Raw genomic sequence first — 24987 nt, forward strand, 5'->3', positions numbered from 1 at the left:
TCAAATCAGCAACGAGCGGAGATCACGTTCGTTGCTGATCTGCCATGAAGACCCGCAGATGTCAGGTAATAGTCGTGACTGAAAGCAAAGCCTCCTCTTCTCAACGACCGCGCTCGTGGCTTTTAATACTGGTGGTCATCAGTGTACTTGTACTTTTACTGCCAGCACTGTACTTCGCGTGGTTACACTATAATAGCCAGCAGTTATGGCAGATAGTGAATGAGCGTTGTGTTCCCCGGCAGCAGAGTTCAGGTTCACCCGAACCTTGCCTGAAGGTTAACCTGGCGCAGCGCTACACGGTTTTTAATGATGCCAATGGTCCGTTGCATACACTTTTGATCCCGACAGATAAAATCACCGGTATTGAAAGCGCAGAACTTCTGAAGAGCGAAACAGAAAACTATTTCCAGCATGGCTGGGACACGCGTTATTTTTTACAGCAAAAATCGACATTTCCTGTTCCAGATCGCTACCTGGCGCTGGCCGTTAATTCCCGCTATGGGCGGACTCAAAACCAGCTACACCTTCACCTGGCTTGCCTGAAACCAGAGGTCTACCAGGCCATTTTGCAGCAAAAAGCAAGTATCGGTTATCAATGGCAGGCGTTGAACACTCTCCTGTCAGGACAGCGTTATCTCGCCATTAAAGTTGCTGCGGCGACGAACCCCTTTGCTGCTCTTGCGCAGTATCTGCAAGCCAGGGGAGACCGTATGGATAACTATGGTTTAGTGCGGGTCATGGCCGATAACGGTGAGGCCATTTTGCTGGCAACTCGGTTACAGCTAACGGCACTCACCTTAGGAACCGCAGAAGAGTTACTTGATTTCGACTGTCAACTGGCTCAGCAATCAACGAGATAAATAATCCATACCTTGTTTAAGCACCAGATCACAGGCTTTCATTTTTACTTCAGCGGCAAGTTCTGAATGGCTTAAATCATTCATATCCAGCTGCTGGCCATTATGTGTATTGAGTAATCCCGACTGACCCTGGGCATAGTCCTTCTTAGTTGCGCTATTACGAGGATGCGTGAGCTTCAGCCTCTGAACTAATTTACTCTGTATTTTCTCAGCATTTGCCAGAGAGGATAGCTTGTTTCTCGTGCAGTATTCGATAACACCTGCGGCATTTGCCATCGTATTGGCGCTGAGAGCCGAGCTTCCTCCTTCAAGCAGGGTGCTTAAAGAGGAAAGAGAGAGCCCGCCACTTTGCGTTCCCGCTACGATGTTATGGTGGATTTGTTCGTCGGATAAATTAGTTAGCTTATCTTGCCAGCTGATGGCAATGCATTTTGTTGATACTAATAGAAACAGAAGTACGGTACTGCAGTTAAGCCAGTATGAGTGATTCATTTTCTATCCCTGTATGGTTGCTATGACAGCAAGTTCCTGAGTTCAGTATATACCTGTCATACGTCAGGCTGTCCAGGTAATACACAAGCCCGGTGGCAACGTTCAATGTTCCGGGTATGACCTGATGAAGCACTTTTTCATTTTAACAGAATGGTTATTATGCGGATGAAACCGTGACTGGTATTCAACAGAAGGTGCCTTGTTCACAGACTCTGGCCATACTGGCAGGATAAATTTACGTATCGAACTACAATATAGCGCGCTATTTATATGTTTTTTTTTATATAGATGCCTGTTTACGACATGAATGCACAGGGTGTTGCAATTTTTGAAACCATTTGTGCGACAGCAGAACCGTCTGTCAGCATAGACCCTCTGGCAAACTTTGCAATAGTGAAAAATGATATTATCGATCCAAATAGGTATTTTCAGGAATACAAACAAGACCGGTTAACCTTTGATCCTGGCAGTACTCAGCGAGGCTTATCGTGGATTTCTGAGATAGCGCAGATATCCCATTCCATATTGATGACTCGGGAGTGGGATACCTGAGGTATAAAATAGAAGGCAGACGTATTTATACGTCGTTACAGCTAAAATAAATTAACGCTGTAGCCGACAATAAATTTAATATCATTACGTGAGCTTTTGTAATTGGTTTCAGAGGTTCTTAGTAATGCTGGCAACGCGGTTACGGAGAGCCCTTTCACTGGACCATTTTCCACGTTATAACGCATCAGAAGATCCAGCGAGCGCATTTTACCATCATAGCTTCTGGCCGCATTAATCTTTGAGGTATCAGTGACGACATGCCAGCCATAGGTTCCGGCTAACCCCACGGTAAATTCCGGCAGATTAAAATCAGCAAAGTTGTGCGTAACTCCCAAGCGCAGTGCCTGAGTACCGGATGCGTTATAGTCCTCTAGTTGAGAAAGAGTAGCCTGATAGTCCCTTTTATCAGAATTAGCCCAAGGGGTTAATCGGAAGTTATAGTCTGCTGTTTGTGGGGCGTGGTTTTGACTATAGCCGACAGACCAAGTGGTATTTCTGTTTTTAAGATTGAGTCCGGCGCTGACATAGTATTCATATGTGGGCGATACAACCGGTGCTATGCCGTGTATATAGCGTGCACCCTGGTAAAAGATTTTTGTCTGAAGACTCGTTTCTTCGGCAAGTTGATTAACATGTTCAAGTTGCAGCTGCCAGTTACGGCGATATTCATGACCTTCACCATAACCTATATCAACTTTTGATTTATCAAGTTCATAGGCTACACCCGCAGAGTGAATGTAATCAATGACATCACCTTTCTTGATAATTGTACCGTTATCATCTAAACCTGCTGCGTTATTTTGATGCCAGCTAGTCGTCATTTTCTTAAAATCACGACTCCAGTCATTTTTAAATCTATCTGCCCAGGCATAAGTAAAACTCAGGTTGTCGAAAGAAAGTGCGCTATCAAATCCACGATAGGAGTGTGGCCCTAACCCCCAGCTATTCTTGAATGTTCCAGAGTTAATTGGTGTATAACCTGCATTGATTTTAAAACGTGCTGCATCACTGCCATATTTCAGTTTTAATGCTGCAACAGAAACACTGGCGAAAGATTTCTCGCAGGGTGAGAATTTCCCATCCCCGTCACAACTGTATTTATAATATAAAATCTCAGACTGGCCGACAGTATGCCCAAGCTTAATATTAGTTCCGCCCCAGAAATCGAAACCAATAATATCATTGTAGTAACCAGACTTATAATTTAGTGCCAGCATCGCTGTTTGGTTTTGTATCCCACCGGGGCCTAGTCCATACTTACCGCTATGACTATTTTTAACTGCCCGATAGCGAGTATAAAGGTTTGTATTGAGATCCAGGGAAGCATCCTGGTATAACGCACGATACAGTTCAGAATGATTTCCTTCATCAAGGTTAATATTAGGCGCGGTATCAGAAAATGCATATGGAGATGAGGAAATTAATATCATAGCGATTACTGATTTTTTAATTAATGTTGGTCTCAACATAACAATCACCATTGAATTATATAGGGGTAGGACAAATTTTAAATTTGAGGTAAGTAGAGAGCTATTTAATATATAGAATAAAGAATAATATTGAATCTATAGTCCTTTACTAAGTTCCGGTATTCTTAAACTATACTGATTAACTAATTGAGTATTATGTTCAGTTGAACCCGGAATGTTACCACTCAGAAACACAGGTAGTGGAATATGACGATGACTTAAATTAAAAATTACCTGTGCAAATATTGCCTGAAGTAAAACAATTCCTAATGCAGAAGATACAGGCGCGAACGGTGGCTGATTATCTTCTACAGTCAATACTGCATCACCATATGGAACATGGTTATCAATTGCGATGTCGGCACAATCGCGTAAATATTTTCCTGATAGATGACGAGATGGGGATTTTTCTGCGTAGATAAAACTGGTAATGGCTATTGTGGTTGCACCTGCTGAATTCCCCCATAAAATAGCGTCAATAGGTGCAGGATTAATACCTGATGTAGAAATAACGATGAGTGCATCATTACTGGTTATTGGATATGCCTGCAAATATTCATTGATATAATTATTTTGTTTTTCAAGTTGAGATGAACGAGCTGCACCTTGATGGAGCATTAATGGCTCAATAAGAATAGGCCTGACGGGCGCTAATCCACCTGCTCGATAAAAAACATCCTCGCCAAATATATGTGAATGACCGCAGCCAAAAAGATAGATGATGCCATCATTGGCGATAACATCAGTGAGTTTCTCGGCGACCAATTGAATACAATTCTGTTGTTCATTAGCCAGTAAAGTAAGATTGTTTTTTACTGTTTTTAGATACTCATTAAACCCGTTCATTACCAATATCCTTTCCAGTCAGGTTGATATAATCGATATAGTGCTTCCATGTAATAATAATCTCCCCACAGATTGCACTCATCAATACCTTTGTTATGGCTAAAAGCATAGACGCCATGTTTTATTAACCCTTCACAATTATTATCATGACTCGCGGAAGCGAAATTTTTTAATTTGTAGAGTAATTTATTCGCGATATCCTGATAACGACTATCAGTAAAACAATTTCGAGCTTCAAGTAAACCGCAAATAGCAATCGCCAGCGCTGAAGTATCGCGTGGCTGCTTATCTGCAGCAGTAAAGTTAAGATCCCAGTATGGAATACTATCCTCAGGCAAATGCTGGAAAAAATAATTACATACCTTGTCATAGAGTATTCTGTCAGGAAAATTATGGCCTCTACACCAGTTGAGTGGTAAACCTAATATTGCCCATGCTTGTCCCCGTGCCCAGCAAGAACTATCACTAAAGCCCTGAAACGTTTCACCACGTAATGGCAGGCCATTTTCAGTATCGAAAAAAAATGTATGGTGACTAGAGTAATTATCTCGAAAAATATTATTAATAACATGATGGAAATGTTTATCAGCAGCTATTTTATATTTTTCATCCTGGCTTATTTTACTTGCCTGATATAAAAGTGGTAAGTTAATTAATGAGTCTATAATTAACCGATATTCTTTTGGATCTTTCATGTCTCCCCAGGCTTGCAGGAAACCCGCCGAATGATGAAAACGTTTGAGTAATACCTCAGCAGCTGCGATGATTAATTTTTTAGACTCTTCATCTTTCGTTATTTTATAGTAGGCACCAGCAGACAGACTATAAAGAAAACCTATATCGTGATGATCAAGAACATGATGGTTATTTAGTCGTTCTTGAAAACTTATTACATTGGTTCTTATACCTTCCAGAAAATCCGTATCACCGCTAAATTCATAAGCAATAGCCTGCATGCCAGTCCAGAAACCATTGGTCCAGTCATCATTGTTTTTTATTCTGTACTTCTCATTCTGGCTACAGGCCGAAGGAAATTGTGAACCAAATCGTCCCATATTGAGACGAACTTTTTCCGTTAGTGCTTGTAACTCATCATGCAATGCACAACTATCTAAACCTGACTGATCTGCACGCAGAAAGTCAGAATTCATCATCGTATATTTCATCTGTGCTACCTATACTGTAAATACACGTTCACGATATTGCGCTAGCAAAGTTTCATTATACTCTTTGCCACCCGGTTGATTGATACTCCGCATAACAGGCGGCGTTATTCCAGCGGCCAGCAGTATATCGATGCACTCAATGACAATGCTGTTGATTATATAAGCGTTAGAAATAGATGAAACAGGGCCGGTCATGATGCGGTCATTATCAATACTCAGCGTACAATCTTGTTTAGGGCTGGCATTATTAATGATTACATCAGCATACTTGCTGATTCCCTCCAACGATAAATCTGCGTGATGCTGTCCGCCAGTGATAGCAATGACTTTATTGCCCCTGGCATGGATATTCCGGGCGAGTTCAACATGTAAGGGCTTGGTGCCTGAGTTTGAGACGATAACAAAGCTGTCATGCTCCCGTAGATCAATCAGACGGCTAAACACATCACCGCAGCCTTCAATGCTATCCAGCCAGCCCATATGCCCATAGAACTGATCCAGAGCGCGAGTATTGACTAAACCGCCTGCACGTCCCGCAAGCTCAACGCCAGCAGCAAAAGAATGACCCGAGCCAAAGCCATAAATGATGCCTTGATGACGTACAGTATCGGCAAATACAGTGGCCGCCTGCTCGATAGCCTCTTGCTGGGTAAGAAAAACACTCTCTAGCGTATTCAGGACATTGTGATAATAAAGCTTCTGATGATTATCCATAATAAGTTCCTACATCCCTTTAAGAAAAATGCTAATTTCGGACTCGGGTTCTTCAGGCGTCATCTGTGCGGTCACTTTTACACCTTTTGAAAGTAGCGTATTAATGATCTTTAACTCTTCATCACTGATACTGACAGAACGCTTGATTTGTTTTCTATTTTCCTGATTAGACATATTGCCAATATTTATCTGGGTTAGTGCTAGCCCCCTTTCCAGCATCTTGAGTGCTACTGCTGGTGTTTTCATCAAAACTAAAACATTTTGATTTTCATAATTTCCTGCGGCAATATTGTTGATAGCTTTTTCGCAAGACAGAATAGACGTATTACAGCCTTCCGGAGCGGCACTTCTCAACATCATTTTTTCGATTTCATTTTCCGCGACAGTATCATCAATAATCATGATTCTATTTGCATTAACATGTCTGACCCAGCGTGTTGCAACCTGACCATGAATAAGACGATCATCAATACGGATATGAGCAATACCTTTCATATATTATTTCCATTTTAAATAAACTTTGTTAACCAAGGATATTCAGGTTGTATCCGACCACACCGATAAACATCAAGATAAAAATAACTCTGGTGGAATTCATTCCTTTTAACCCGAGCAACCAGTAGGTGGTTAAAACGACCAGAAGTGGTATGAGCCCCGGCATTAATTGATTAGCAATATCCTGTAGCTTTAGGGATATTTCACCGTAGTTAAATTCAAACCCTAGCCTCGCTTTGACAACAGAGGGTATCAACGCCCCAATAACCGTCAGGCCGAGTATGTTTGCTGCACGAGTTATTTTATTCAGGCTGTTGGTTAGTGAACCGAGTAAATTAACACCTTCCTGATATCCCTTGCTAATGCTATAGCGCATAAACAGCATGCGAACAAAGGAGAATAGCAGCCATAATAATAGACCTGCCGGATTTCCTTGTAACGCCATATAAGAGGCAATTGAACCGATTATTGTGGTAGGAATAACGAAGAAAATTGTATCGCCAATCCCTGCTAACGGCCCCATTAACCCCGTCTTAACACCAATAATCGCATCTTTACTCTCTAAGCCATTTTTTTCCTCTAGTGCAAGATCAACACCTAATATTGCAGGAGCCATAGTATTGTTGGTGTTAAAAAATTGACTATGAACTTTTGCCGCTGCCTTTAATTCTGCATCTGTTTTATATTTTTCTTTTAAGAAGGGATAAATACTAAAAAGATAACCGAGGCCCTGCATTTTTTCATAATTCCATCCACACTGACCAAATAAAAACCATCGCCAGAATACTTTTTTAATTGATTTACTCATCACCCATATCCCCTGCAGTTTTTTGAGTTAGTTTTGATTGCTGTTGTTCGCTATTAAAAATATAAATGGCGATTGCCAGACCTATAATTGCAGCACCTAATATTGGTACGGAAAGATACGCGGCTAAAAAGAACCCAAGAATCAGGAAGGAAATATTCTTTTTAATCGGTAGATAACGCATCAAGATAGCAATACCCAGCGCAGGTAACATCCCTCCTGAGACTTTCAAACCATTCATTATCGACTCTGGTACATGTTGAACAATATTATTCACAAATGCAGAGCCGAGAATTAATGCCAGTGAAACAGGTATCATACGTGACAGAGAGATCGGAATTTGACCATAGAGATTCATTCTTACGGCTTTTTTCACATTACCTGATTCAATCAGTTTATCTGCCTTGTGATGAATAAAGGTATTGATGAATCGAGCCAGGACATCCAACTGAACCATTAACAGGCCTATAGGTATAGCAATCGTTGCGCCAAATGCTGCACCTTCACCGCTCATAATAGCAAATGTCGTTCCGAGTACAGCACCTGTCATATAATCAGGAATGGAGGCTCCACCAAAGTTGCCGACACCGAGAACCAGTAGATTAAGGGTACCGCCGATAAATAATCCGGTGGTAACATCCCCCATTATGAGTCCTGCAAAAAAACCAGCCATGCTCGGTTTAACTAATCCCAGCGTAGTATTGTTACCATCATATATTGCGAAACCAGAGTAAAGCGTCAGGAGAACAATTTGCCATATTTCTATATGTTCCATTTTTCTATTCCTCACCTGCCATTGAGTGTGTATTCCATTCTTTTTTATTCATCAGAAAGATCCCTTCTTTCGCTGTTGCGAGTATATCTTGCTGATTACTTTCGATAATGACATCTTCATCAGCCAGAATTATTTCCAGAATTAGATTGAGATTCATACCTGTAAATAACTGTATTTGATTCCATAGCTCATTAACTGCAATGAAAGTCAGCGCGCAGTTATAAGGTGTGCCATTTTTTAAATCAGATAGAATAATAAGTTTCGTATTTCCATGAATTAAATCAATTATTTTTTGATTTAATTCATTTTTAAATATCTCAATACCTTTTTCACCATTAAGTTCATGATGGTATAAATTAGGTTGTTTTCCTATAATAAGCTCAACTGCTTTTTTTGAACCACTCGCATAACCTTCATGGGAAATGAGCAATATGTTTATCATATCGTATCCTTTTCAGCATTTCTTATCTCTATATGGAATGCCTCTATTACTTTATATGTTTCAACATATTCAATGACGTTTTTATCATTGCTATAGGTTAAACGCTTCATTAATACCACAGGCGTTCCGGTAGTTAACTCTAGATAGTCATAAAAATTTTGTGGTGCAGACTTTATAATGTCAATTGTTTGTATGTATGGCATCGAATACATATCTAAATTATTTTTTTCTTTCAATAAATCATAGATTGATTCAAATGGCTTACTACTAATATTTATATCATCATGAATATAATGTTCATAAATGTGCGTTACTTGAATTGCAAATGGTACTTTATTATTAAGCCGGGCTCTGACTATTTTGTAATATTTATCGTTATCGGTTATGTTAAGTTTTTTTATGATTTCGGGAGAGTTCTCCAGAGTACAGGACAGCATTTTTATGGATTGTATACCCACAAGTTGATTATCCGTTTCGGAAAAAATTATCTTCTCATCTCTTTTTGCTTTAGAGATAAAAGAGCCTTTTCCCTGGTAACGTACAATATATTCTTCATTAACTAATTCTTGTATAGCACGAATAACGGTAGCAGTACTTACCTGATAACGTGCTTTTAACTCTGACTCACTATAAAATTTCTGTCCGGGTTTAAATAAACCAGATTTTATCTCTTTTACGAGCTCATCTTTGATTAATTGATACTTCGGGCTATGCATATGATGTCTCTTTAGATAAATAATTCTTCTATGAGATTCATCATACTTCATTAGTTCATTGCGTAAAGCCTAAAAGCCAACTTAACCGGTTAACAGGTTAAGTTTTTAACTGAAACACTAGCCAGATCACAAATTAGAGGGATTTGGCAGTGTGGTTTGAGATAAATCGCCTCCCTTTGATTGAATGATAGGGCGCAGCCATTTCTTATGAGTGGTATGGAAGGGATGAAGGGTTACCGGAAGGAGGACTGGTACAGACAACCTCAGGGGCGGGCATCAACGTTCTGATTTCACCGAGAACATAGCTGCCTTAGAGACCAGGCTGACCGACAGTAAAACCTGGTCGTAATAATCTATTTATTCAGTTGCTGGCGCAGCTGAATAAGTTGTGCTTTAAGAACGAAAATATCATCGGTACTACAGGCTAACGCTTGTTTCAGTGATTCGGGAATATTTTTGGCTTTTTCTTTAAGCGCGCTTCCCTCTGCTGTCAGAGTGATGACCACTTGGCGTTCATCATCACGTGAACGGTGGCGTAACACCCATCCTGCACTTTCAAGCCGTTTTAAAAGTGGGGTCAGTGTCGCGGAGTCCAGGAACAGTTGCTCACCAATTTCTGATAGCGTGACATCATCTCGCTGCCACAGAACTAACATCACTAAATATTGTGGATAAGTGAGCTTTAATGGGGCAAGCCACTGACGATAACGTTTATTGATGGCTAAATTAGTGGAGTAAATTGCAAAACACAGCTGATTTTCTAATAGCAGTGCATCTGTCGAGGACAAAGTCGTTTTCATTGTTATGACTGTAAATAGTAGTGAATTAAATAGCAAATTTTTTAATCGATAATGCCGTGTGGTGTTTTATCACGGCATTATTTTACACAGCGATGATGAAATTTATACGCGTGGTTTTTTACGATACAGCCATAATGCGGGAAGCGACAGGCCTATGGATAATGCGCCGACAATATAGGAGGCTTTAAGAAAATTCATCACCGCCTCAATAAATAATGGCTCACTGTAGCCAGACTGGCTGAGTTTAACGATAGAAATCATCGAGGTATACGCATAAATACCAGGGAACATCGGTATGACTGCTGCGACGGTAAATATTTTCGGATGAGCAAGGTACCAGCGTGACCATTGAATACCAATAATGCCGACCAGAATGGCGGACAAAAAGGTTCCTGTTTCAATACTCAGACCTGAAGAGATCAAAACCATACGAGAGCCATGACCTATTGCGCCCAGCAGAGCACAGTAGGGGAGCGCCCGGACAGGCACATTAAATACCATAGCAAAACCCAACGCCGGGATTGCAGCCAGTAACATATCCTGGGCTAGCGCAAGGATAAATTCGATTATTGCCATCCGTTTAGCCCCCATAAAGACAGAGCGGTGACAATACCTATACAGGTAGCCAGTGTCAGCAGACTGGCCATTGCCCACCGCGCCAGACCCGTATTCACATGGCCTTTAAACATATCGGCGACAGCATTGATCAGGGGGAATCCTGGAACCAGCAGCAATACACTGGAAGCAATGGCGATGGTAGAGGTATGGGTAAACATCCCTTTCCCGATTAATAATCCAGAAACGCTGGTAGCAATAAAGGCAGTAATAGCAAAAGTAATCTGCGGGTGGAGCCGTCTTTGAGTGAGTAGCAAACGGAAATACATGGCTACCGAGCTTGCAATAAACGTGACTAAAGCACCATCCCATCCCCCCGCATTTAATTTACAAAAACTGGCACAGGATAACCCGACGATCAGAACCATTAACCAGCGTGGATAACGTAGCGGCTTCAGATGTGAAAATCTTTTTAGCACATCCTTATGATCCAGCAGTTTATGCTCAGCCATAATGACAATATGCTGTACTTCGGTGACCATATGCATGTTTATACCATGGTCGTTATTTTTACGCGTGGTAGTGATGCAGTGATTGTTTTTGATAGCACTCAGGACGATAGAGTTTGCAGAGATAGATATTTCAACGCTGTCCATGCCTAATGCTTTACCCAGACGAGTAGAAAGCTCTTCAACCAGTGCGCTTTCGGCACCATGCTGAAGTAAAAAAATAGCGCACTGGATGCATAAACGGGTTATCTCATGGTGATGAGAGGTTTCAGTTTGCATAACGAACCCTAAAATGTATATACCCGGGTAACTTCAAGGATGAGGGTATAAACGACAGCTTTTTATTTGCCTTATTATTAGCATAGGTGAGGGCTCAGGCCTAAGTATCTGAGATCAATATTTATGCAGTTTTTACAGATAATCAGTAAATAAATTGTTGTATATAAAAGCGCATATCAAGTCAAAATGACAAATCTGTTCAAAAAAGGAACACTCTGTTTAACAGCTGGCTGTCGTTTTCAGTGTAACGCCAGACTGGCAAAGAACATTTAGTGAGGCGCATAGAATAACAGCATCAAGGAATAATTTATTATTATTACTGGAGCTCAAAGGTCTCTGCAGGTAATATTTTATTTCTTCCATGGTTTTTAGCTTTATACAAAGCTTGATCGGCTAACAATAAGGCTTGTTCAATATCATCTCCCTGCAACGGAGTAATACCAATACTAATAGTAATATTATTATCCAGTTCATGATTAAACTGATGTGTAATATTAAGGTCGTAAACGTACTGACGAATACGTTCCGCCGTTTGTAGAGCCTGTGAACTCTGAATATCTGTCAGCATCACCAGAAACTCTTCACCACCATAACGGGCAACGATATCTTTGGCGCGAACCGCATCACGAATAGCCGCAGAGACCCGCATCAGCGTTTGGTCCCCCATACTGTGGCCATAATGGTCGTTATAGGACTTAAAGCGATCGATATCCAGCAACAGAATAAAGTGATTCCCTTTACCTTTTGCCATCATACTTTCGAATTGATGCTGGAAACCACGGCGATTATAAAGACCGGTTAATGGATCTAACATACTGAGATCGCTGAGTCTTTCTCGTTCTTCCTGAAATTTATTCATCAGACGCTGATTAAACTCAACATGGCGTTTTTGTATCTGATATTGGATGGTAATACCTAATGCAGGCAGTAGGGTAAGGAATACCAGCCATAGCCTGTGGCCACTGTTATCGAGCCAAAAAGCAGCAAGATAAACAGGCAGGCAATAGAGAATAAAGGCATAAATATTATTAATGACTGAAAGCGTTGCGATCAATAAAACTGACAACACACTCATCATAAGAACAGGGTGTTGATATTCAGCTAATAAATCATTTTTAATAATCAGCTGTGATGCCCACAATAAGCCATAAAATAAGGCTACTATATTTATATTAATCAGTCTATTAGCATAAAATAAGGCGAGGAAAAGCAGAATTATGCTGCTGGCCAGAATCAGTATCGCAGGTAAAGTGACATGCTGTTGGGAATAAAAAGGGCAATAGAGGGTCGCAACGGAAGATAATCCATTAAGAAGAATAAATAAGCACAATGAAAGCATATGCTTACTTCTAAGCAAGGAATGCCAGATCTGCGATGTCATAGCAATTGTATTGTCATAGGATAACGCGCTGTTGGTAGTCAATGAAATTAAAATAAATACGATATTAAGCCAGGCACTTTCTTAGTATTGTTTATTAGGGCAAAGCCATTTTCGGCTAAATTTATCACCTTATAATTTTTATGTCATTACTTAATAATTAAATATCAGTGATAGCAGGCATTTATTGGATATTTTTCCGCTGACAATTGAGAAAAATTATCATATGATAGTGATTCTCATTATCGTAATCAGGAATGTCAGTGATGATGCTACAAAAACGACTTGAAGGTGGGTGGAGCATTATGGTTGCAGCGCTGGCTGTGGCGCTATTAACCTTACTGGAATTAAGTTTCTCCCAGTGGAGATTACTTATTGTTGCAGGCTTACTGATGACTGCGGTCATGTTATATCACAAACGCTTACGTCATTTTGTATTACTGCCATCCTGCGTAGTATTCGCGAGCGGATTACTGCTGATTACGATGAACCTGAATTAGAACGGATAATCAATCAAGAGGGGAAGCTGAATCAGGGGAGATTGGGAATTAAAAGAAAGAAGTTAAGCAAGTTGGTGCGAAGGGAGGGACTTGAACCCTCACGTCCGTAAGAACACTAACACCTGAAGCTAGCGCGTCTACCAATTCCGCCACCATCGCACAGTGCTTGCTTAAGTCGTTGCTAATATCGTTTCCGCATTGGTGCGAAGGGAGGGACTTGAACCCTCACGTCCGTAAGAACACTAACACCTGAAGCTAGCGCGTCTACCAATTCCGCCACCATCGCACAGTGCGAACGATATTTAACTTGGTTTTTGGTGCGAAGGGAGGGACTTGAACCCTCACGTCCGTAAGAACACTAACACCTGAAGCTAGCGCGTCTACCAATTCCGCCACCATCGCGTACCTGTCATGCCGAAGCATCACAACCAAGGAGGCGAATTTTAGATGTTTTCTCAACTTCGTCAACAGTTAATTTAGTGCCGCTTTGCTGATTGCTGCAAAAAACGGCACCTGACACCGATTAGCGCTTCTTCGCTCCGCGTCCCATCACTGCGCGATACACTTTAAAACGGCCTGTCTGAGCCAGCACTTCGTGCTCACCAAACATTTCATCCAGTATCGCCGCATAAGGCAGGAAAGCATTGGCAACAATGCGCAGTTCACCGCCAATATTCAAATGGCGTATTGCGCCACGAATCAATTGTGAAGCCGCATCCAGACTGGTTTGCATACCATCATGGAACGGTGGGTTAGAGAGGATCATATCGAAACGCCCTTGAACGTCGGAATAGACGTTACTGGCGAAAACTTCACCCTCAATACCATTGGCTGCGAGTGTTGCACGGCTGGCTTCAACTGCCGCTGCGCTAACATCACAAAGCGTCAGACGAACTTTAGGTGACAGAGTAGCGAGTGCGACAGAAAGTACACCTGCCCCACAACCCACATCCAGCACTTTCCCTTTTCTGTGAGCAGACAGGGTTGAGAGTAACAGTTTGCTACCGGTATCCAGACCATCACGGCTAAATACACCCGGTAAAGTTTTAACTGTCAGCCCATCGATTTCATATTCGCCCCAGCCGCCATTCGCATCGAATGCAGGCTGTTGTTCCAGACGGCCGTGGTAGAGACCACAGCGACGGGCACTGTCAATTTTAGTCATCGGGCAGATATCGGCGAGCATTTGCTCGGCGCTACGCACACCACTGCGGTTTTCACCCACAACGAAGACATCAGTTCCCACCGGCATCATGGAAAGAATGTTCATCAGTTGAAACTGGGCTTCAGGTTTATTCTTCGGCCAGTAGTAAATCAGAGTATTGCTGTCGGCAACAATCTCTGGCGTGGCGACCAGACTGAACTGTGCATTGTCACCCATTAGCGCGCTTAATACCTGCCAGTGGTGATATTGCTGGGTATGGGCGCGACTCGCTGCGGTATCAAAACGCGCTGGAAGGTCGTCTTGTAGATCACCGGCAAACAACACGCGGCATTCGGTAAAATCATCGCTGTGGCGCAGCAGAACTTCACTCGCCGGGGTTAACGCACTCATCAAATAGCTCCTGGAAAATCAGAAACGCAAGTATATACCCAAAATAATTCGAATTGCTTGTAGGCACCGAGTTTATTCAAACGATGAGCATAGATAAACTATGTGATTCGGTTGAATAAACGAAAGTAACACCCAAGCAATTTGAAGTATGACGGGTATAGAGGTTTAATGGCGTGGATTCGATGAATTTGCTATATTTACGCCCCGATTATTGTTCTCGACAGGGCTTGCCATGACACTCCCTTCCCGACGCGACTTACGATTGCAGCAGCTGGGCATTACTCAGTGGGTGTTACGACGTCCGGCGGTGTTACAAGGTGAAATTGCGGTTACGCTACGTCCCGACACGCGTCTGGTGCTGGTAACAGAGAGGATTAACGCATTAAGCGATCCCTTTGTGATGGATGTTTTGCGTAGCCTGGGGTTACATGAAAACCAAGTTCTTCAGGTGACGCCTGAACGTGCAGCCATGCTGCCAGCAGGTAAGAACTGCAATAGCTGGTGTCTGGGTGTTGATGTTGCGTTAGCGATTTCCGGGGCTAAGTTACTTTCCGTAGACTTAGATGAACTTTATCTTAATAGCGTGGAACGACGCGCGCTATGGCAACAAATTTGCACCTATGAATCAGATTTCTTCTCTACAACCGGGTGATCTGGCAGCTGCGTATGCTATTGAGCAACGTAGTCATGCTTTCCCCTGGAGCGAAAAAACATTTGCCAGTAATCAGGGCGATCGCTACTTCAATCTCCGGCTGGACGTTGAAGGTTCCATGGCCGCTTTTGCGATAACACAGGTGGTGCTTGATGAAGCCACTTTGTTCAATATTGCGGTGAGTCCTGATTATCAGCGCCAGGGGCTGGGACGTGCTCTGCTTGAGTATATTATCAGCGAACTTGAAAACCGAGGCATAGCTACGCTATGGCTGGAAGTTCGCGCCTCTAATCAGGCCGCTATCGCACTGTATGAAAGTCTGGGCTTTAATGAGGCGACAATTCGTCGCAACTACTACCCGGCTAAAGATGGGCGGGAAGATGCCATCGTTATGGCTCTACCGTTAGGTTAATTGTTAAAAGGTATATGAATGAACTGGGACTGGATTTTATTTGATGCGGATGAAACGTTATTTACCTTTGACGCATTCGCGGGCTTACAGCGGATGTTTGTTAACTATGACGTAAATTTTACTGCGGATGATTTCCAGGAGTATCAGGCCGTTAATAAGCCACTGTGGGTGGACTACCAGAATGGTGTTATCACCGCAATGCAGCTCCAGCTTATGCGTTTTGAAGGCTGGGCGAAACGCCTTGATGTTCCTTCCAGTGAACTGAATAATGCCTTTTTATCGGCAATGGCAGATATTTGTGCGCCATTACCTGGTGCTGTTTCTTTGCTCGATGCCCTGCAGGGCAAAGTGAAGATAGGTATCATTACTAATGGATTTACGGCACTACAGCAAACCCGCCTTGAGCGTACTGGCCTGAGCGATCATTTTGACTTGCTGGTTATCTCTGAGGAAGTGGGTATTGCTAAACCTGACCTGAGAATATTCGAGTATACGTTTGACAGAATGGGGAATCCGCCACTCTCACGTATCTTGATGGTCGGCGATACGCCGGAGTCTGACATTCAGGGTGGCATTAACGCAGGGATCGCAACCTGCTGGTTGAATATGCATGGGCGCAGTTTACCGGAAGGTATTCACCCGACCTGGCAGGTCTCGACATTAAGTGAATTGGAGCAACTGTTGTGTAAAACAGATAGTTGATTGCTTACCCCAAATAAAGGGTAAAATAGCCCCAGTTAACCTTTACTCAACGCGTGGGTATTACCCGCGCGTATATCAAAGAAGATATCAACATGACTTTGTCTCCTTTTTTGCAAGAGGTGTCGAAACGTCGCACCTTCGCGATCATTTCTCACCCGGATGCCGGTAAAACAACTATCACTGAAAAAGTGTTGCTGTTCGGACAGGCGATTCAAACCGCCGGTACGGTTAAAGGCCGCGGTTCGAGCCAGCATGCTAAGTCTGACTGGATGGAAATGGAAAAACAGCGTGGGATCTCGATTACCACTTCTGTGATGCAGTTCCCATACCATGACAGCCTGGTTAACCTGCTGGATACTCCCGGGCACGAAGACTTCTCGGAAGATACTTATCGTACTCTGACCGCCGTTGACTGCTGTCTGATGGTTATCGATGCGGCTAAAGGCGTAGAAGATCGTACCCGTAAACTGATGGAAGTAACCCGTCTGCGCGATACGCCGATCCTGACTTTTATGAATAAGCTGGATCGTGATATTCGTGATCCAATGGAGCTGCTGGATGAAGTTGAACATGAGCTGAAAATTGCCTGTTCACCGATCACCTGGCCGATTGGTTGCGGCAAGCTGTTCAAAGGGGTTTATCACCTCTATAAAGATGAAACCTATCTTTATCAAACCGGTAAAGGCCATACCATTCAGGATGTGCGTATCGTTAAAGGGCTGAATAACCCGGAGCTGGATACTGCAGTCGGTGAGGATCTGGCGGCGCAGCTGCGTGATGAGCTGGAGCTGGTGCAGGGCGCTTCTAACGAATTTGACTGCGAACTGTTCCTGGCCGGTGAGATAACGCCGGTATTCTTTGGTACGGCTTTGGGTAACTTTGGCGTTGACCATATGCTGGATGGCTTAGTGGAATGGGCTCCAGCGCCAATGCCGCGTAAGACTGATACCCGTACTGTCGCTGCCGAAGAAGAGAAATTCACCGGTTTTGTCTTTAAGATTCAGGCAAATATGGATCCTAAACACCGCGACCGCGTGGCCTTTATGCGTGTGGTTTCTGGTCAGTATGAAAAAGGAATGAAACTGCGTCAGGTCCGTACCGGTAAAGATGTCGTTATTTCCGATGCCTTAACCTTTATGGCAGGTGACCGTTCCCACGTAGAGGAAGCTTATCCGGGTGATATCATTGGTTTACATAACCATGGCACCATTCAGATTGGTGATACCTTTACGCAGGGCGAAATGATGAAGTTCACCGGTATCCCGAACTTTGCGCCAGAGCTGTTCCGCCGTATCCGCCTGCGCGATCCGCTGAAACAGAAACAGCTGCTGAAAGGTCTGGTTCAGTTATCTGAAGAGGGTGCGGTTCAGGTATTCCGTCCGGTTGCGAATAACGATCTTATCGTTGGTGCGGTCGGTGTGCTTCAGTTTGACGTCGTCGTGGCACGTCTGAAAAGCGAATACAACGTTGAGGCGATTTATGAGTCCGTCAACGTTGCAACCGCACGCTGGGTTGAGAGCGACAACGCGAAGAAATTTGATGAGTTTCAGCGTAAGAACGAAATGCAGCTCGCGCTGGATGGTGGCGATAATCTGACTTATATTGCCCCAACTATGGTTAACCTTAACCTGACTCAGGAACGTTATCCTGAAGTGAATTTCCGTAAAACACGCGAACACTAATAGTAATAGTCCTTACAGGGCGCGGTTCTCGCCGCGCTCTTCAGCTTTTCCTGCTACTTCAGTCCGATACAGAATGTTCTTAATTTCCTGCTAATTTCTCTTTTTTGGTCTCTTTTTGAACGTTTCGTCAGAATCTTTCACAATTCTTTGCTACATTTAACATGTGAGCGACAAATTTGTTGGATGAATTAATTGGAAGTGATGTCATTCGCAGCGTGTTATTTTTGATTTTCTGATTGCCACGATACTAATCACTAATGAATGTGACGTTCAATGGAAAAACAAAGCTGCAATGACGACCAAACCTACACAGGAGTAAAGCGATGACTAAGACAACTATCTCAAAAACTCTACTGGCGGTTGTGTTGGGTTCTTCACTGATAAGTGTGAATGCTTTTGCACAGCAGACTGCGACTCAGCAATCAGAGTCTGGCGTTGAAACCATCGGAAAAAAAATCGATAGCTCAGTGGAGCAGGTCGGTAGCTTTATGGATGACAGCGCCATTACTGCGAGAGTAAAAGCAGGGCTTATCGACCAGAAAAGTATCAAAAGTACGGACATTACCGTCAGCACCGAGAATAAAGTCGTGACATTAAGCGGTTTTGTCGGAAGTCAGGAACAAGCTGAACTGGCGATGATTGTCGCAAGTAATGTGGAAGGTGTCAGTGCTGTAACCGATAAGCTCCATGTTTCCAGCGATGGTAGCAAATCCACTTCAGATTCAGTCGGTGACTATGCTGACGATGCGATGATTACCAGCAAAGTTAAAGCGAAATTACTGTCCGAAGGGGATATTGCTTCGCGTAACATCGGAGTAGAAACCAACGCGGGTATCGTCCAGTTAACCGGGGACGTTAAATCGAATGCCCAGGCCGCACAGGTAGAAAGTATTACTAAAACTGTTGATGGTGTTAAAAGCGTTAAGAACGACCTGAAAGTGGTTCAGTAACCCAAAGTACGTTCCGGCTACCGTCCCGCAGAGCGACGAGTAGAACCCTATAATTACTAAGTGTTGCCTTACAGGCAGTTGTTTTTCAGCCTGTTTTATCGGTGATAAGTCGTACTATGGTTAAGGAGAGTCTTATGTTTCGTTGGGGAATTATTTTTCTAATTATTGCAATCATCGCCGCAGCATTAGGTTTCGGTGGCCTTGCGGGTACTGCCGCCTGGGCTGCAAAAGTCGTCTTTGTCGTTGGCCTGGTACTGTTCCTGATCAGCTTGTTCACCGGACGTAGTCGACGATAACGACAGTACACAAGCAAACACCTCTTTCTCAGCCAGTCATTTGACTGGCTGAGTCATTTTCATTTTCTGCCACCATCCACGTCTTCCTGCTCGCCGCGCTTTGTGCTAAAAATCCAGACTGGATACACTTATTGAATTGTTGAGGGCGTCATCGTGGGGCACAGAATACCCGTTACTATAGGCAATATTGCACCGCTTGAACTGACACCTTTTCATACCGGTAAAGTGGCTCTCGTGTGCGAAGGAGGAGGGCAGCGCGGTATTTTTACCGCCGGTGTACTGGATGAGTTTATGCGCGCGGGTTTTAATCCCTTTGATTTACTTCTGGGAACCTCGGCTGGCGCTCAGAATCTTTCATCCTATATCTGTAACCAGCGTGGCTATGCGCGCAATGTGATTACGCGTTATACCACCCGCCGGGAGTTTTTTAACCCATTACGCTTTGTACGCGGTGGAAATTTGATAGACCTTGACTGGCTTATGGACTCAACAGCCAGCCAGTCGCCGCTGGCAATGACGCAGGCAAAAGCGTTGTTTGATCAGGGCAAAGAATTTTACATGTGCGCGTGTCGTAGCGATGATTTCAAAGCTGATTATTTTTCTCCTACCCCTGACTCCTGGCTTAACATTCTTAAAGCATCCAGCGCTATTCCCGGTTTTTACCGTAATGGTGTTGAAATTGAGGGAGTTAACTATCTGGATGGCGGGATCAGTGATGCGATTCCGGTGCGTGAAGCCGTCAGACGCGGTGCCGAGACCGTCGTGGTTATTCGTACCGTACCGTCACAAATTATTTACCCTGCTCGCTGGCTAAAGCATATGGAAAACTGGTTGAGTGAAGGGCACTTACAGCAGTTATTAATGATGGCTCAGCACCACCAGGTGAGCTATAGCCAGACTCAGCATTTTATTGAAAATCCGCCGGACAACGTGCGTATTTTTGAAATTCATCCGCCAAGAGCCTTACTCAGCAATGCCCTCGGGAGTCGCTTATCAGCACTGAATATCGACTACAAAATGGGGCGGCTTTGCGGACGGTATTTTCTTGCCACCGTAGGACGGTTGCTGGTGGATAAGCCACCTCTCAGACGTTATGCGTCGTCGAATCCGGTCTCAAGAGCGGCCGTTGAGGCGCTGGTTGCCCGGGAAGAAAAAGAGCAGGTTAATCAGCCGGAAATCGCTGCGTTAATCAGCGCTGAATCAGCAAATGATGCTGTGCATGATGATAAGGATTTAGCGTGAGTGTGACTTTTTACGATACCCATTGTCATTTTGATTTTCCGCCATTTTCCGGGAATGAGCGCGAGAGTATCGCGCGTGCTGCAGAAGCCGGAGTGACGAAAATTATTGTACCTGCGGTAGAGGCACAATATTTTCAACGGGTATCGGAGCTTGCCGAAAACTATAGCGCTCTCTACGCGGCTTTAGGGTTACATCCGATTGTTATCGACAGGCACAATTTTTCAGACCTCGACTTACTGGAGCAGTATTTACAAAACAAGGCCAGTAAACTGATTGCGATAGGCGAGATTGGTCTCGACTTATATATGGAAATCCCACAGTTTGAAAAACAGCAACAGTTGCTGGATGCTCAGCTGAAACTGGCTAAACGTTATGATCTGCCGGTTATTCTGCATTCACGCCGGACTCATGACGTACTGGCGGGGCATTTAAAACGTCATCAACTTCCGCGCACCGGGGTGGTTCATGGTTTCGCAGGTAGCCTGCAACAGGCCGAGCGCTTTATTGCCCTCGGTTACTGTATTGGCGTCGGCGGGACGATTACTTATCCCCGCGCCAGTAAAACCCGTGATGTGATGGCCGCTCTGCCACTCTCCGCGTTAGTACTGGAAACCGATGCCCCGGATATGCCGCTCAATGGCTGGCAGGGTCAGCCTAATCGCCCCGAACGAGCAGCCCTTGTCTATCAGACATTGTGTGAACTGCGGTCTGAATCCCCGTTTGAAATCGCCAGCGCATTGAAAGACAACACCGAAAAGCTCTTCTCACTGGGTTAAAAATTCTCATCGAATTGATAGCCCGGTCTTTGCCCGACGACAGGGATACGGAAACTTGTAGATACATTGTTTATCCTCTGCAATGTATCTACAAATATGAGGAGGAATGTTAATGACAACGGTAACGCTCAAAAAATGGGGCAATAGCCCATCGATCAGAATACCAGCCAGCGTAATGCAAGCAGCAGCACTTAATGTCGAAGATAAACTCGATTTAAAAATTGATGAAGCAGGCCAAATTATTTTAGTTCCATTGAGATCTAAAGAGTATTCACTTGATGTACTTTTATCAGGTATCACACCAGATAATGTTCACGAAAAAATAGATTTTGGTTCACCGATTGGAAAGGAATTGATCTAAATGGTTTCACGTTACGTACCAAACTCTGGGGATCTGATCTGGCTGGATTTTGACCCCGTAGAAGGTCACGAACAGGGAGGCCATCGACCAGCCGTTGTCCTGAGCCCTTTTTCTTATAATAATCCCGTAGGATTACTGCTTTACGTTCCGTGTACAACGAAAGCTAAGGGCTATCCATTTGAGGTGGAACTATCGAGTAGTCGCGAAAGTGTTGCTCTGGCCGATCAAGTTATCTGTGTCGACTGGAGAGCACGAAAAATAACAAAAAAAGGTACTGTATCGCCTGGAGAACTTGCTGAGATCAGAGCAAAGGCTAAGGCTCTAATTGGGTGATTTATCACTGCCGCGCTTTGCCCGAGTCCCCCGCTGAAATCGCCAGCGCATTGAAAGACAACACCGAAAAGCTCTTCACTCTCAGTTAAATACTGTGATCCGTGTCACTTTTAGGTGTAAATGTTTCCATGTATTACTGCATACCTGTGATTAGGTTAACTATAAAATTGTCACCTAACGTTATAATTTCCCTGACTTAGCGTCGGCTGATTCGGCCACGTTTCCTCATCAAAATACACAGGGAATCTGTATGCAAATCCTCATCGGGTTGGTAGGTATGCTCGCTTTGTTACTGGTCGCCGTTTTATTATCGACCAATCGCAAAGCTATCAACCTCCGCACTGTCATTGGAGCCTGGGCTCTGCAAGTGGGTATCGGTGCGCTGGTACTCTATGTTCCGGCAGGACAAAAAGTTTTAATTGCTATGTCTCAAGGTGTTGCCAACGTTATCGGTTACGGTAATGCGGGTATCTCCTTCCTGTTTGGCGGACTGGTCTCGGACAAAATGTTCGAAGTCTTCGGCGGCGGTGGCTTTGTGTTCGCTCTCCGTGTATTACCGGTTATCGTCTTTTTCTCATCACTGATTGCCGTGCTTTACTATATCGGCATTATGCAGTGGGTGATTCGTATCCTCGGTGGTGGTCTGCATAAATTGCTGAAAACCTCGCGAACTGAATCGCTTTCTGCAACGGCGAATATCTTTGTCGGTCAGACTGAAGCACCTCTGGTTGTTCGTCCCTATATCGCTACCATGACCCGTTCAGAGCTCTTCACCGTAATGAGTGGTGGTCTGGCATCCGTGGCGGGTTCAGTACTGGCAGGATACGCGCAGATGGGCGTACCGCTGGAATACCTGATAGCCGCCTCCTTTATGGCTGCTCCTGGCGGACTGCTGTTCTCGAAACTGATGATGCCTGAGACGGAGAAACCAAACGATTCCCCGCATCTTGAATCAATGGAAACCGATCCCGATCGTCCGACTAACATTATCGATGCAGCCGCTTCGGGGGCCGCCTCTGGTATGCAGCTGGCACTGAATGTGGGTGCGATGTTGCTGGCATTCGTGGCATTGATTGCGCTGCTAAACGGCATCCTGTCAGGAATTGGTGGCTGGTTTGACTATCCGCAACTTACGATGGAGCTGATCCTGGGCTGGGTATTCTCTCCGGTCGCATGGCTGATTGGTGTTCCCTGGGCGGAAGCGCAGATCGCGGGTTCCTTTATTGGTCAGAAACTGATTATTAATGAGTTTGTTGCCTATCTGAACTTTGGTGCTTATCTGAAAGAAGATGCTGAAGTGGCTGCGGCAGGAATGCAGGTATTATCGACCAACACCAAAGCAATTATCTCTTTTGCGCTCTGCGGATTTGCGAACCTCTCATCTATAGCTATTCTCATTGGTGGGTTGGGCAGTATGGCACCGACGCGTCGGCATGATGTTGCCCAGCTTGGTTTGAAAGCCGTTGTTGCGGGAACATTATCAAACTTGATGAGTGCCACTATTGCAGGAATATTTTTGGCGCTTTAATAATTCGTGAAAAATGTTATAATTCTAACATTGTGACGTCTGAGTGGCGGGTTACTGACCCGCCATTTTCTTTATCAGTGAAACAAAATCCTGCTTGTTTTGTTTATTTGGTCACATATAATCAGTGAAAAATTGCAGTTCACGCTTTGGCTTTTGTGACTCAGTGCACAAATTCACCTGATTTCGAATGTTATAATTCTAACATTGAAGCTGATAGTGAATTAGCGGAAAGAAGGATCTTATGTGAGAGGTGTCGGTTGCTTCTCTTCTTCAAGGAACCAAGTCCGCTCCAACGTGTTGAGTTTCCAGGCCGGAGACATCTAGCCCTTTTGTTGGAGAGAATTATGACCGATTTAAACACCAGTAGCCTGCGTGCTCTGAAACTGATGGACCTGACTACCCTGAATACAGATGACACTGATGAAAAAGTCATCGCGTTGTGCCACCAGGCGAAAACGCCGGTCGGTAATACCGCAGCTATCTGTATCTATCCTCGTTTTATCCCGGTTGCACGTAAAGCGCTGAAAGAACAGGGCACCCCTGATATTCGTATCGCCACTGTCACTAACTTCCCTCATGGTAATGACGATATCGATATCGCTCTGGCAGAAACCCGCGCGGCAATTGCTTACGGTGCTGATGAAGTGGATGTTGTGTTCCCGTATCGTGCCTTGATTGCAGGTAATGAGCAGGTTGGTTTTGACTTGGTTAAAGCCTGTAAAGAAGCCTGTGCCAGCGCAAATGTTCTGCTGAAAGTGATCATCGAAACCGGTGAGCTAAAAACCGAAGAGCTGATTCGTAAAGCATCCACCATTTCTATTAAAGCAGGCGCTGATTTTATTAAAACCTCTACCGGTAAAGTACCGGTTAATGCGACCCCGGAAAGTGCACGCATTATGCTCGAAGTCATTCGTGACCTGGGCGTAGAAAAAACAGTGGGCTTTAAACCAGCCGGCGGTGTTCGCACTGCAGAAGATGCTGCTCAATTCCTCGCTATTGCCGATAACCTGTTTGGTGCTGACTGGGCTGACTCACGTCACTACCGTTTCGGTGCTTCCAGCTTACTGGCCAGTTTGCTAAAAACTCTTGGCCATGGCGACGGTAAAAGCGCCAGCAGCTACTAATCGTATCAGGCGGTGCACAGA

29 protein-coding genes and 3 tRNA genes are annotated in these 24987 nt (G+C 44.0%); 14 read left to right on the forward strand and 18 right to left on the reverse strand.

Annotated features, from left to right (window positions below; translation table 11 throughout):
- Positions 1–74 precede the first annotated feature (74 nt).
- A complete protein-coding gene (locus tag M2387_RS17505; protein WP_259051224.1) occupies positions 75–860 on the forward strand; it encodes a CDP-diacylglycerol diphosphatase in 786 nt (261 codons plus the stop codon).
- Here M2387_RS17505 and M2387_RS17510 read toward each other — a convergent pair.
- The 14 genes from M2387_RS17510 to M2387_RS17575 form a co-directional block, all read right to left on the reverse strand.
- Positions 849–1352 carry a DUF2501 domain-containing protein gene (locus M2387_RS17510; RefSeq protein WP_259051227.1) on the reverse strand — a complete coding sequence of 168 codons (504 nt, stop codon included), beginning with the start codon at positions 1350–1352 and terminating at the stop codon, positions 849–851. The two genes, M2387_RS17505 and M2387_RS17510, sit on opposite strands and share 12 nt — an antisense overlap.
- A 593-nt stretch (positions 1353–1945) precedes the next feature.
- Positions 1946–3373 (reverse strand): OprD family porin, encoded by a 1428-nt coding sequence (locus M2387_RS17515; protein ID WP_259051229.1) that lies wholly within the window; start codon positions 3371–3373, stop codon positions 1946–1948.
- 96 nt (positions 3374–3469) lie between these two features.
- Positions 3470–4219, reverse strand: coding sequence for an SIS domain-containing protein (locus M2387_RS17520; RefSeq protein WP_259051232.1), 750 nt, complete (start codon positions 4217–4219; stop codon positions 3470–3472).
- Complete coding sequence (locus M2387_RS17525) at positions 4219–5385, reverse strand: glycoside hydrolase family 88 protein (protein WP_259051234.1); 1167 nt, start codon at positions 5383–5385, stop codon at positions 4219–4221. The genes M2387_RS17520 and M2387_RS17525 overlap by 1 nt, the downstream gene beginning before the upstream one ends.
- A 9-nt stretch (positions 5386–5394) precedes the next feature.
- Positions 5395–6099: a sugar isomerase domain-containing protein gene (locus M2387_RS17530; protein ID WP_259051236.1), complete on the reverse strand. Its 705-nt coding sequence runs from the start codon at positions 6097–6099 to the stop codon at positions 5395–5397.
- 9 nt (positions 6100–6108) lie between these two features.
- A complete protein-coding gene (locus tag M2387_RS17535) occupies positions 6109–6594 on the reverse strand; it encodes a PTS system mannose/fructose/N-acetylgalactosamine-transporter subunit IIB (protein ID WP_259051238.1) in 486 nt (161 codons plus the stop codon).
- Positions 6595–6622: 28 nt separating this feature from the next.
- Positions 6623–7402 carry a PTS system mannose/fructose/sorbose family transporter subunit IID gene (locus M2387_RS17540; RefSeq protein ID WP_259051239.1) on the reverse strand — a complete coding sequence of 260 codons (780 nt, stop codon included), beginning with the start codon at positions 7400–7402 and terminating at the stop codon, positions 6623–6625.
- Positions 7395–8174, reverse strand: coding sequence for a PTS mannose/fructose/sorbose/N-acetylgalactosamine transporter subunit IIC (locus tag M2387_RS17545; RefSeq protein WP_259051241.1), 780 nt, complete (start codon positions 8172–8174; stop codon positions 7395–7397). The genes M2387_RS17540 and M2387_RS17545 overlap by 8 nt, the downstream gene beginning before the upstream one ends.
- 4 nt (positions 8175–8178) lie before the next feature.
- On the reverse strand, positions 8179–8616 hold the full coding sequence (locus M2387_RS17550; protein WP_259051242.1) for a PTS sugar transporter subunit IIA: 438 nt from the start codon (positions 8614–8616) through the stop codon (positions 8179–8181).
- Positions 8613–9332 (reverse strand): GntR family transcriptional regulator, encoded by a 720-nt coding sequence (locus M2387_RS17555; RefSeq protein ID WP_259051243.1) that lies wholly within the window; start codon positions 9330–9332, stop codon positions 8613–8615. The genes M2387_RS17550 and M2387_RS17555 overlap by 4 nt, the downstream gene beginning before the upstream one ends.
- Positions 9333–9685: 353 nt before the next feature.
- Positions 9686–10132 carry a MarR family winged helix-turn-helix transcriptional regulator gene (locus tag M2387_RS17560; RefSeq protein WP_259051244.1) on the reverse strand — a complete coding sequence of 149 codons (447 nt, stop codon included), beginning with the start codon at positions 10130–10132 and terminating at the stop codon, positions 9686–9688.
- Between the two features lie 102 nt (positions 10133–10234).
- Positions 10235–10708 (reverse strand): threonine/serine exporter, encoded by a 474-nt coding sequence (locus M2387_RS17565; RefSeq protein ID WP_259051245.1) that lies wholly within the window; start codon positions 10706–10708, stop codon positions 10235–10237.
- The gene (locus M2387_RS17570; protein WP_259051246.1) at positions 10699–11475 is read right to left on the reverse strand and encodes a threonine/serine exporter family protein; all 777 of its coding nucleotides are present in this window, start codon (positions 11473–11475) and stop codon (positions 10699–10701) included. Before M2387_RS17570 ends, M2387_RS17565 begins: the two co-directional genes overlap by 10 nt.
- Before the next feature lie 316 nt (positions 11476–11791).
- Positions 11792–12541, reverse strand: coding sequence for a GGDEF domain-containing protein (locus M2387_RS17575; protein WP_310572788.1), 750 nt, complete (start codon positions 12539–12541; stop codon positions 11792–11794).
- Positions 12542–13122: 581 nt separating this feature from the next.
- Here M2387_RS17575 and M2387_RS17580 point away from each other — a divergent pair.
- Positions 13123–13353: a DUF1435 family protein gene (locus M2387_RS17580; RefSeq protein WP_409040079.1), complete on the forward strand. Its 231-nt coding sequence runs from the start codon at positions 13123–13125 to the stop codon at positions 13351–13353.
- 72 nt (positions 13354–13425) lie between these two features.
- On the opposite strand, the gene M2387_RS17585 is transcribed toward M2387_RS17580, so the two are convergent.
- The 4 genes from M2387_RS17585 to rsmC all read right to left on the reverse strand — a co-directional run bounded on the left by M2387_RS17585 (position 13426) and on the right by rsmC (position 14908).
- Positions 13426–13512 (reverse strand) — tRNA-Leu (locus M2387_RS17585).
- Positions 13513–13552: 40 nt separating this feature from the next.
- A tRNA-Leu gene (locus tag M2387_RS17590) sits at positions 13553–13639 on the reverse strand.
- A gap of 29 nt (positions 13640–13668) precedes the next feature.
- Positions 13669–13755 (reverse strand) — tRNA-Leu (locus tag M2387_RS17595).
- A 121-nt stretch (positions 13756–13876) separates the two neighbouring features.
- Positions 13877–14908, reverse strand: coding sequence for a 16S rRNA (guanine(1207)-N(2))-methyltransferase RsmC (gene rsmC / locus M2387_RS17600; protein WP_259051251.1), 1032 nt, complete (start codon positions 14906–14908; stop codon positions 13877–13879).
- Positions 14909–15140: 232 nt separating this feature from the next.
- Here rsmC and M2387_RS17605 point away from each other — a divergent pair, with 232 nt between their 5' ends.
- The 12 genes from M2387_RS17605 (at position 15141) to deoC (ending at position 24966) form a co-directional block, all read left to right on the forward strand.
- Positions 15141–15560, forward strand: coding sequence for a DNA polymerase III subunit psi (locus M2387_RS17605; RefSeq protein ID WP_259051253.1), 420 nt, complete (start codon positions 15141–15143; stop codon positions 15558–15560).
- Complete coding sequence (gene rimI, locus M2387_RS17610; RefSeq protein WP_259051255.1) at positions 15529–15972, forward strand: ribosomal protein S18-alanine N-acetyltransferase; 444 nt, start codon at positions 15529–15531, stop codon at positions 15970–15972. The genes M2387_RS17605 and rimI overlap by 32 nt, the downstream gene beginning before the upstream one ends.
- Before the next feature lie 18 nt (positions 15973–15990).
- A complete protein-coding gene (yjjG, locus tag M2387_RS17615; protein ID WP_259051256.1) occupies positions 15991–16674 on the forward strand; it encodes a pyrimidine 5'-nucleotidase in 684 nt (227 codons plus the stop codon).
- A gap of 92 nt (positions 16675–16766) precedes the next feature.
- Positions 16767–18356 carry a peptide chain release factor 3 gene (prfC, locus tag M2387_RS17620; RefSeq protein ID WP_259051257.1) on the forward strand — a complete coding sequence of 530 codons (1590 nt, stop codon included), beginning with the start codon at positions 16767–16769 and terminating at the stop codon, positions 18354–18356.
- A 323-nt stretch (positions 18357–18679) separates the two neighbouring features.
- The gene (gene osmY / locus M2387_RS17625; RefSeq protein ID WP_259051258.1) at positions 18680–19306 is read left to right on the forward strand and encodes a molecular chaperone OsmY; all 627 of its coding nucleotides are present in this window, start codon (positions 18680–18682) and stop codon (positions 19304–19306) included.
- A 134-nt stretch (positions 19307–19440) separates the two neighbouring features.
- Complete coding sequence (locus tag M2387_RS17630) at positions 19441–19602, forward strand: DUF1328 family protein (RefSeq protein ID WP_259051259.1); 162 nt, start codon at positions 19441–19443, stop codon at positions 19600–19602.
- Between the two features lie 153 nt (positions 19603–19755).
- The gene (locus tag M2387_RS17635) at positions 19756–20844 is read left to right on the forward strand and encodes a patatin-like phospholipase family protein (protein WP_259051260.1); all 1089 of its coding nucleotides are present in this window, start codon (positions 19756–19758) and stop codon (positions 20842–20844) included.
- Positions 20841–21620, forward strand: a complete 780-nt coding sequence (locus M2387_RS17640; protein WP_259051261.1) for a TatD family hydrolase — start codon at positions 20841–20843, stop codon at positions 21618–21620. The genes M2387_RS17635 and M2387_RS17640 overlap by 4 nt, the downstream gene beginning before the upstream one ends.
- Before the next feature lie 112 nt (positions 21621–21732).
- Positions 21733–21981 (forward strand): AbrB/MazE/SpoVT family DNA-binding domain-containing protein, encoded by a 249-nt coding sequence (locus M2387_RS17645; RefSeq protein WP_259051262.1) that lies wholly within the window; start codon positions 21733–21735, stop codon positions 21979–21981.
- Complete coding sequence (mazF, locus tag M2387_RS17650; RefSeq protein WP_259051263.1) at positions 21982–22314, forward strand: endoribonuclease MazF; 333 nt, start codon at positions 21982–21984, stop codon at positions 22312–22314.
- Between the two features lie 250 nt (positions 22315–22564).
- On the forward strand, positions 22565–23842 hold the full coding sequence (locus M2387_RS17655; RefSeq protein WP_259051264.1) for a NupC/NupG family nucleoside CNT transporter: 1278 nt from the start codon (positions 22565–22567) through the stop codon (positions 23840–23842).
- A 344-nt stretch (positions 23843–24186) separates the two neighbouring features.
- A complete protein-coding gene (gene deoC, locus M2387_RS17660; protein ID WP_259051265.1) occupies positions 24187–24966 on the forward strand; it encodes a deoxyribose-phosphate aldolase in 780 nt (259 codons plus the stop codon).
- Positions 24967–24987 lie beyond the last annotated feature (21 nt).

The organism is Klebsiella sp. BIGb0407 (assembly GCF_024807845.1).
Taxonomy (GTDB): domain Bacteria; phylum Pseudomonadota; class Gammaproteobacteria; order Enterobacterales; family Enterobacteriaceae; genus JGM124.

Coding starts and splice junctions, on each gene's coding strand:
- M2387_RS17655 (WP_259051264.1), top strand. CDS start 22,565: ATGCAAATCCTCATCGGGTTGGTAGGTATGCTCGCTTTGTTACTGGTC.
- M2387_RS17605 (WP_259051253.1), top strand. CDS start 15,141: ATGACACTCCCTTCCCGACGCGACTTACGATTGCAGCAGCTGGGCATT.
- rsmC (WP_259051251.1), bottom strand. CDS start 14,908: ATGAGTGCGTTAACCCCGGCGAGTGAAGTTCTGCTGCGCCACAGCGAT.
- M2387_RS17565 (WP_259051245.1), bottom strand. CDS start 10,708: ATGGCAATAATCGAATTTATCCTTGCGCTAGCCCAGGATATGTTACTG.
- M2387_RS17525 (WP_259051234.1), bottom strand. CDS start 5,385: ATGAAATATACGATGATGAATTCTGACTTTCTGCGTGCAGATCAGTCA.
- osmY (WP_259051258.1), top strand. CDS start 18,680: ATGACTAAGACAACTATCTCAAAAACTCTACTGGCGGTTGTGTTGGGT.
- M2387_RS17580 (WP_409040079.1), top strand. CDS start 13,123: ATGCTACAAAAACGACTTGAAGGTGGGTGGAGCATTATGGTTGCAGCG.
- M2387_RS17510 (WP_259051227.1), bottom strand. CDS start 1,352: ATGAATCACTCATACTGGCTTAACTGCAGTACCGTACTTCTGTTTCTA.
- prfC (WP_259051257.1), top strand. CDS start 16,767: ATGACTTTGTCTCCTTTTTTGCAAGAGGTGTCGAAACGTCGCACCTTC.
- M2387_RS17560 (WP_259051244.1), bottom strand. CDS start 10,132: ATGAAAACGACTTTGTCCTCGACAGATGCACTGCTATTAGAAAATCAG.
- M2387_RS17540 (WP_259051239.1), bottom strand. CDS start 7,402: ATGAGTAAATCAATTAAAAAAGTATTCTGGCGATGGTTTTTATTTGGT.
- M2387_RS17645 (WP_259051262.1), top strand. CDS start 21,733: ATGACAACGGTAACGCTCAAAAAATGGGGCAATAGCCCATCGATCAGA.
- M2387_RS17555 (WP_259051243.1), bottom strand. CDS start 9,332: ATGCATAGCCCGAAGTATCAATTAATCAAAGATGAGCTCGTAAAAGAG.
- deoC (WP_259051265.1), top strand. CDS start 24,187: ATGACCGATTTAAACACCAGTAGCCTGCGTGCTCTGAAACTGATGGAC.
- M2387_RS17630 (WP_259051259.1), top strand. CDS start 19,441: ATGTTTCGTTGGGGAATTATTTTTCTAATTATTGCAATCATCGCCGCA.
- M2387_RS17570 (WP_259051246.1), bottom strand. CDS start 11,475: ATGCAAACTGAAACCTCTCATCACCATGAGATAACCCGTTTATGCATC.
- rimI (WP_259051255.1), top strand. CDS start 15,529: ATGAATCAGATTTCTTCTCTACAACCGGGTGATCTGGCAGCTGCGTAT.
- M2387_RS17530 (WP_259051236.1), bottom strand. CDS start 6,099: ATGGATAATCATCAGAAGCTTTATTATCACAATGTCCTGAATACGCTA.
- M2387_RS17520 (WP_259051232.1), bottom strand. CDS start 4,219: ATGAACGGGTTTAATGAGTATCTAAAAACAGTAAAAAACAATCTTACT.
- M2387_RS17515 (WP_259051229.1), bottom strand. CDS start 3,373: ATGTTGAGACCAACATTAATTAAAAAATCAGTAATCGCTATGATATTA.
- M2387_RS17550 (WP_259051242.1), bottom strand. CDS start 8,616: ATGATAAACATATTGCTCATTTCCCATGAAGGTTATGCGAGTGGTTCA.
- M2387_RS17535 (WP_259051238.1), bottom strand. CDS start 6,594: ATGAAAGGTATTGCTCATATCCGTATTGATGATCGTCTTATTCATGGT.
- yjjG (WP_259051256.1), top strand. CDS start 15,991: ATGAACTGGGACTGGATTTTATTTGATGCGGATGAAACGTTATTTACC.
- M2387_RS17545 (WP_259051241.1), bottom strand. CDS start 8,174: ATGGAACATATAGAAATATGGCAAATTGTTCTCCTGACGCTTTACTCT.
- mazF (WP_259051263.1), top strand. CDS start 21,982: ATGGTTTCACGTTACGTACCAAACTCTGGGGATCTGATCTGGCTGGAT.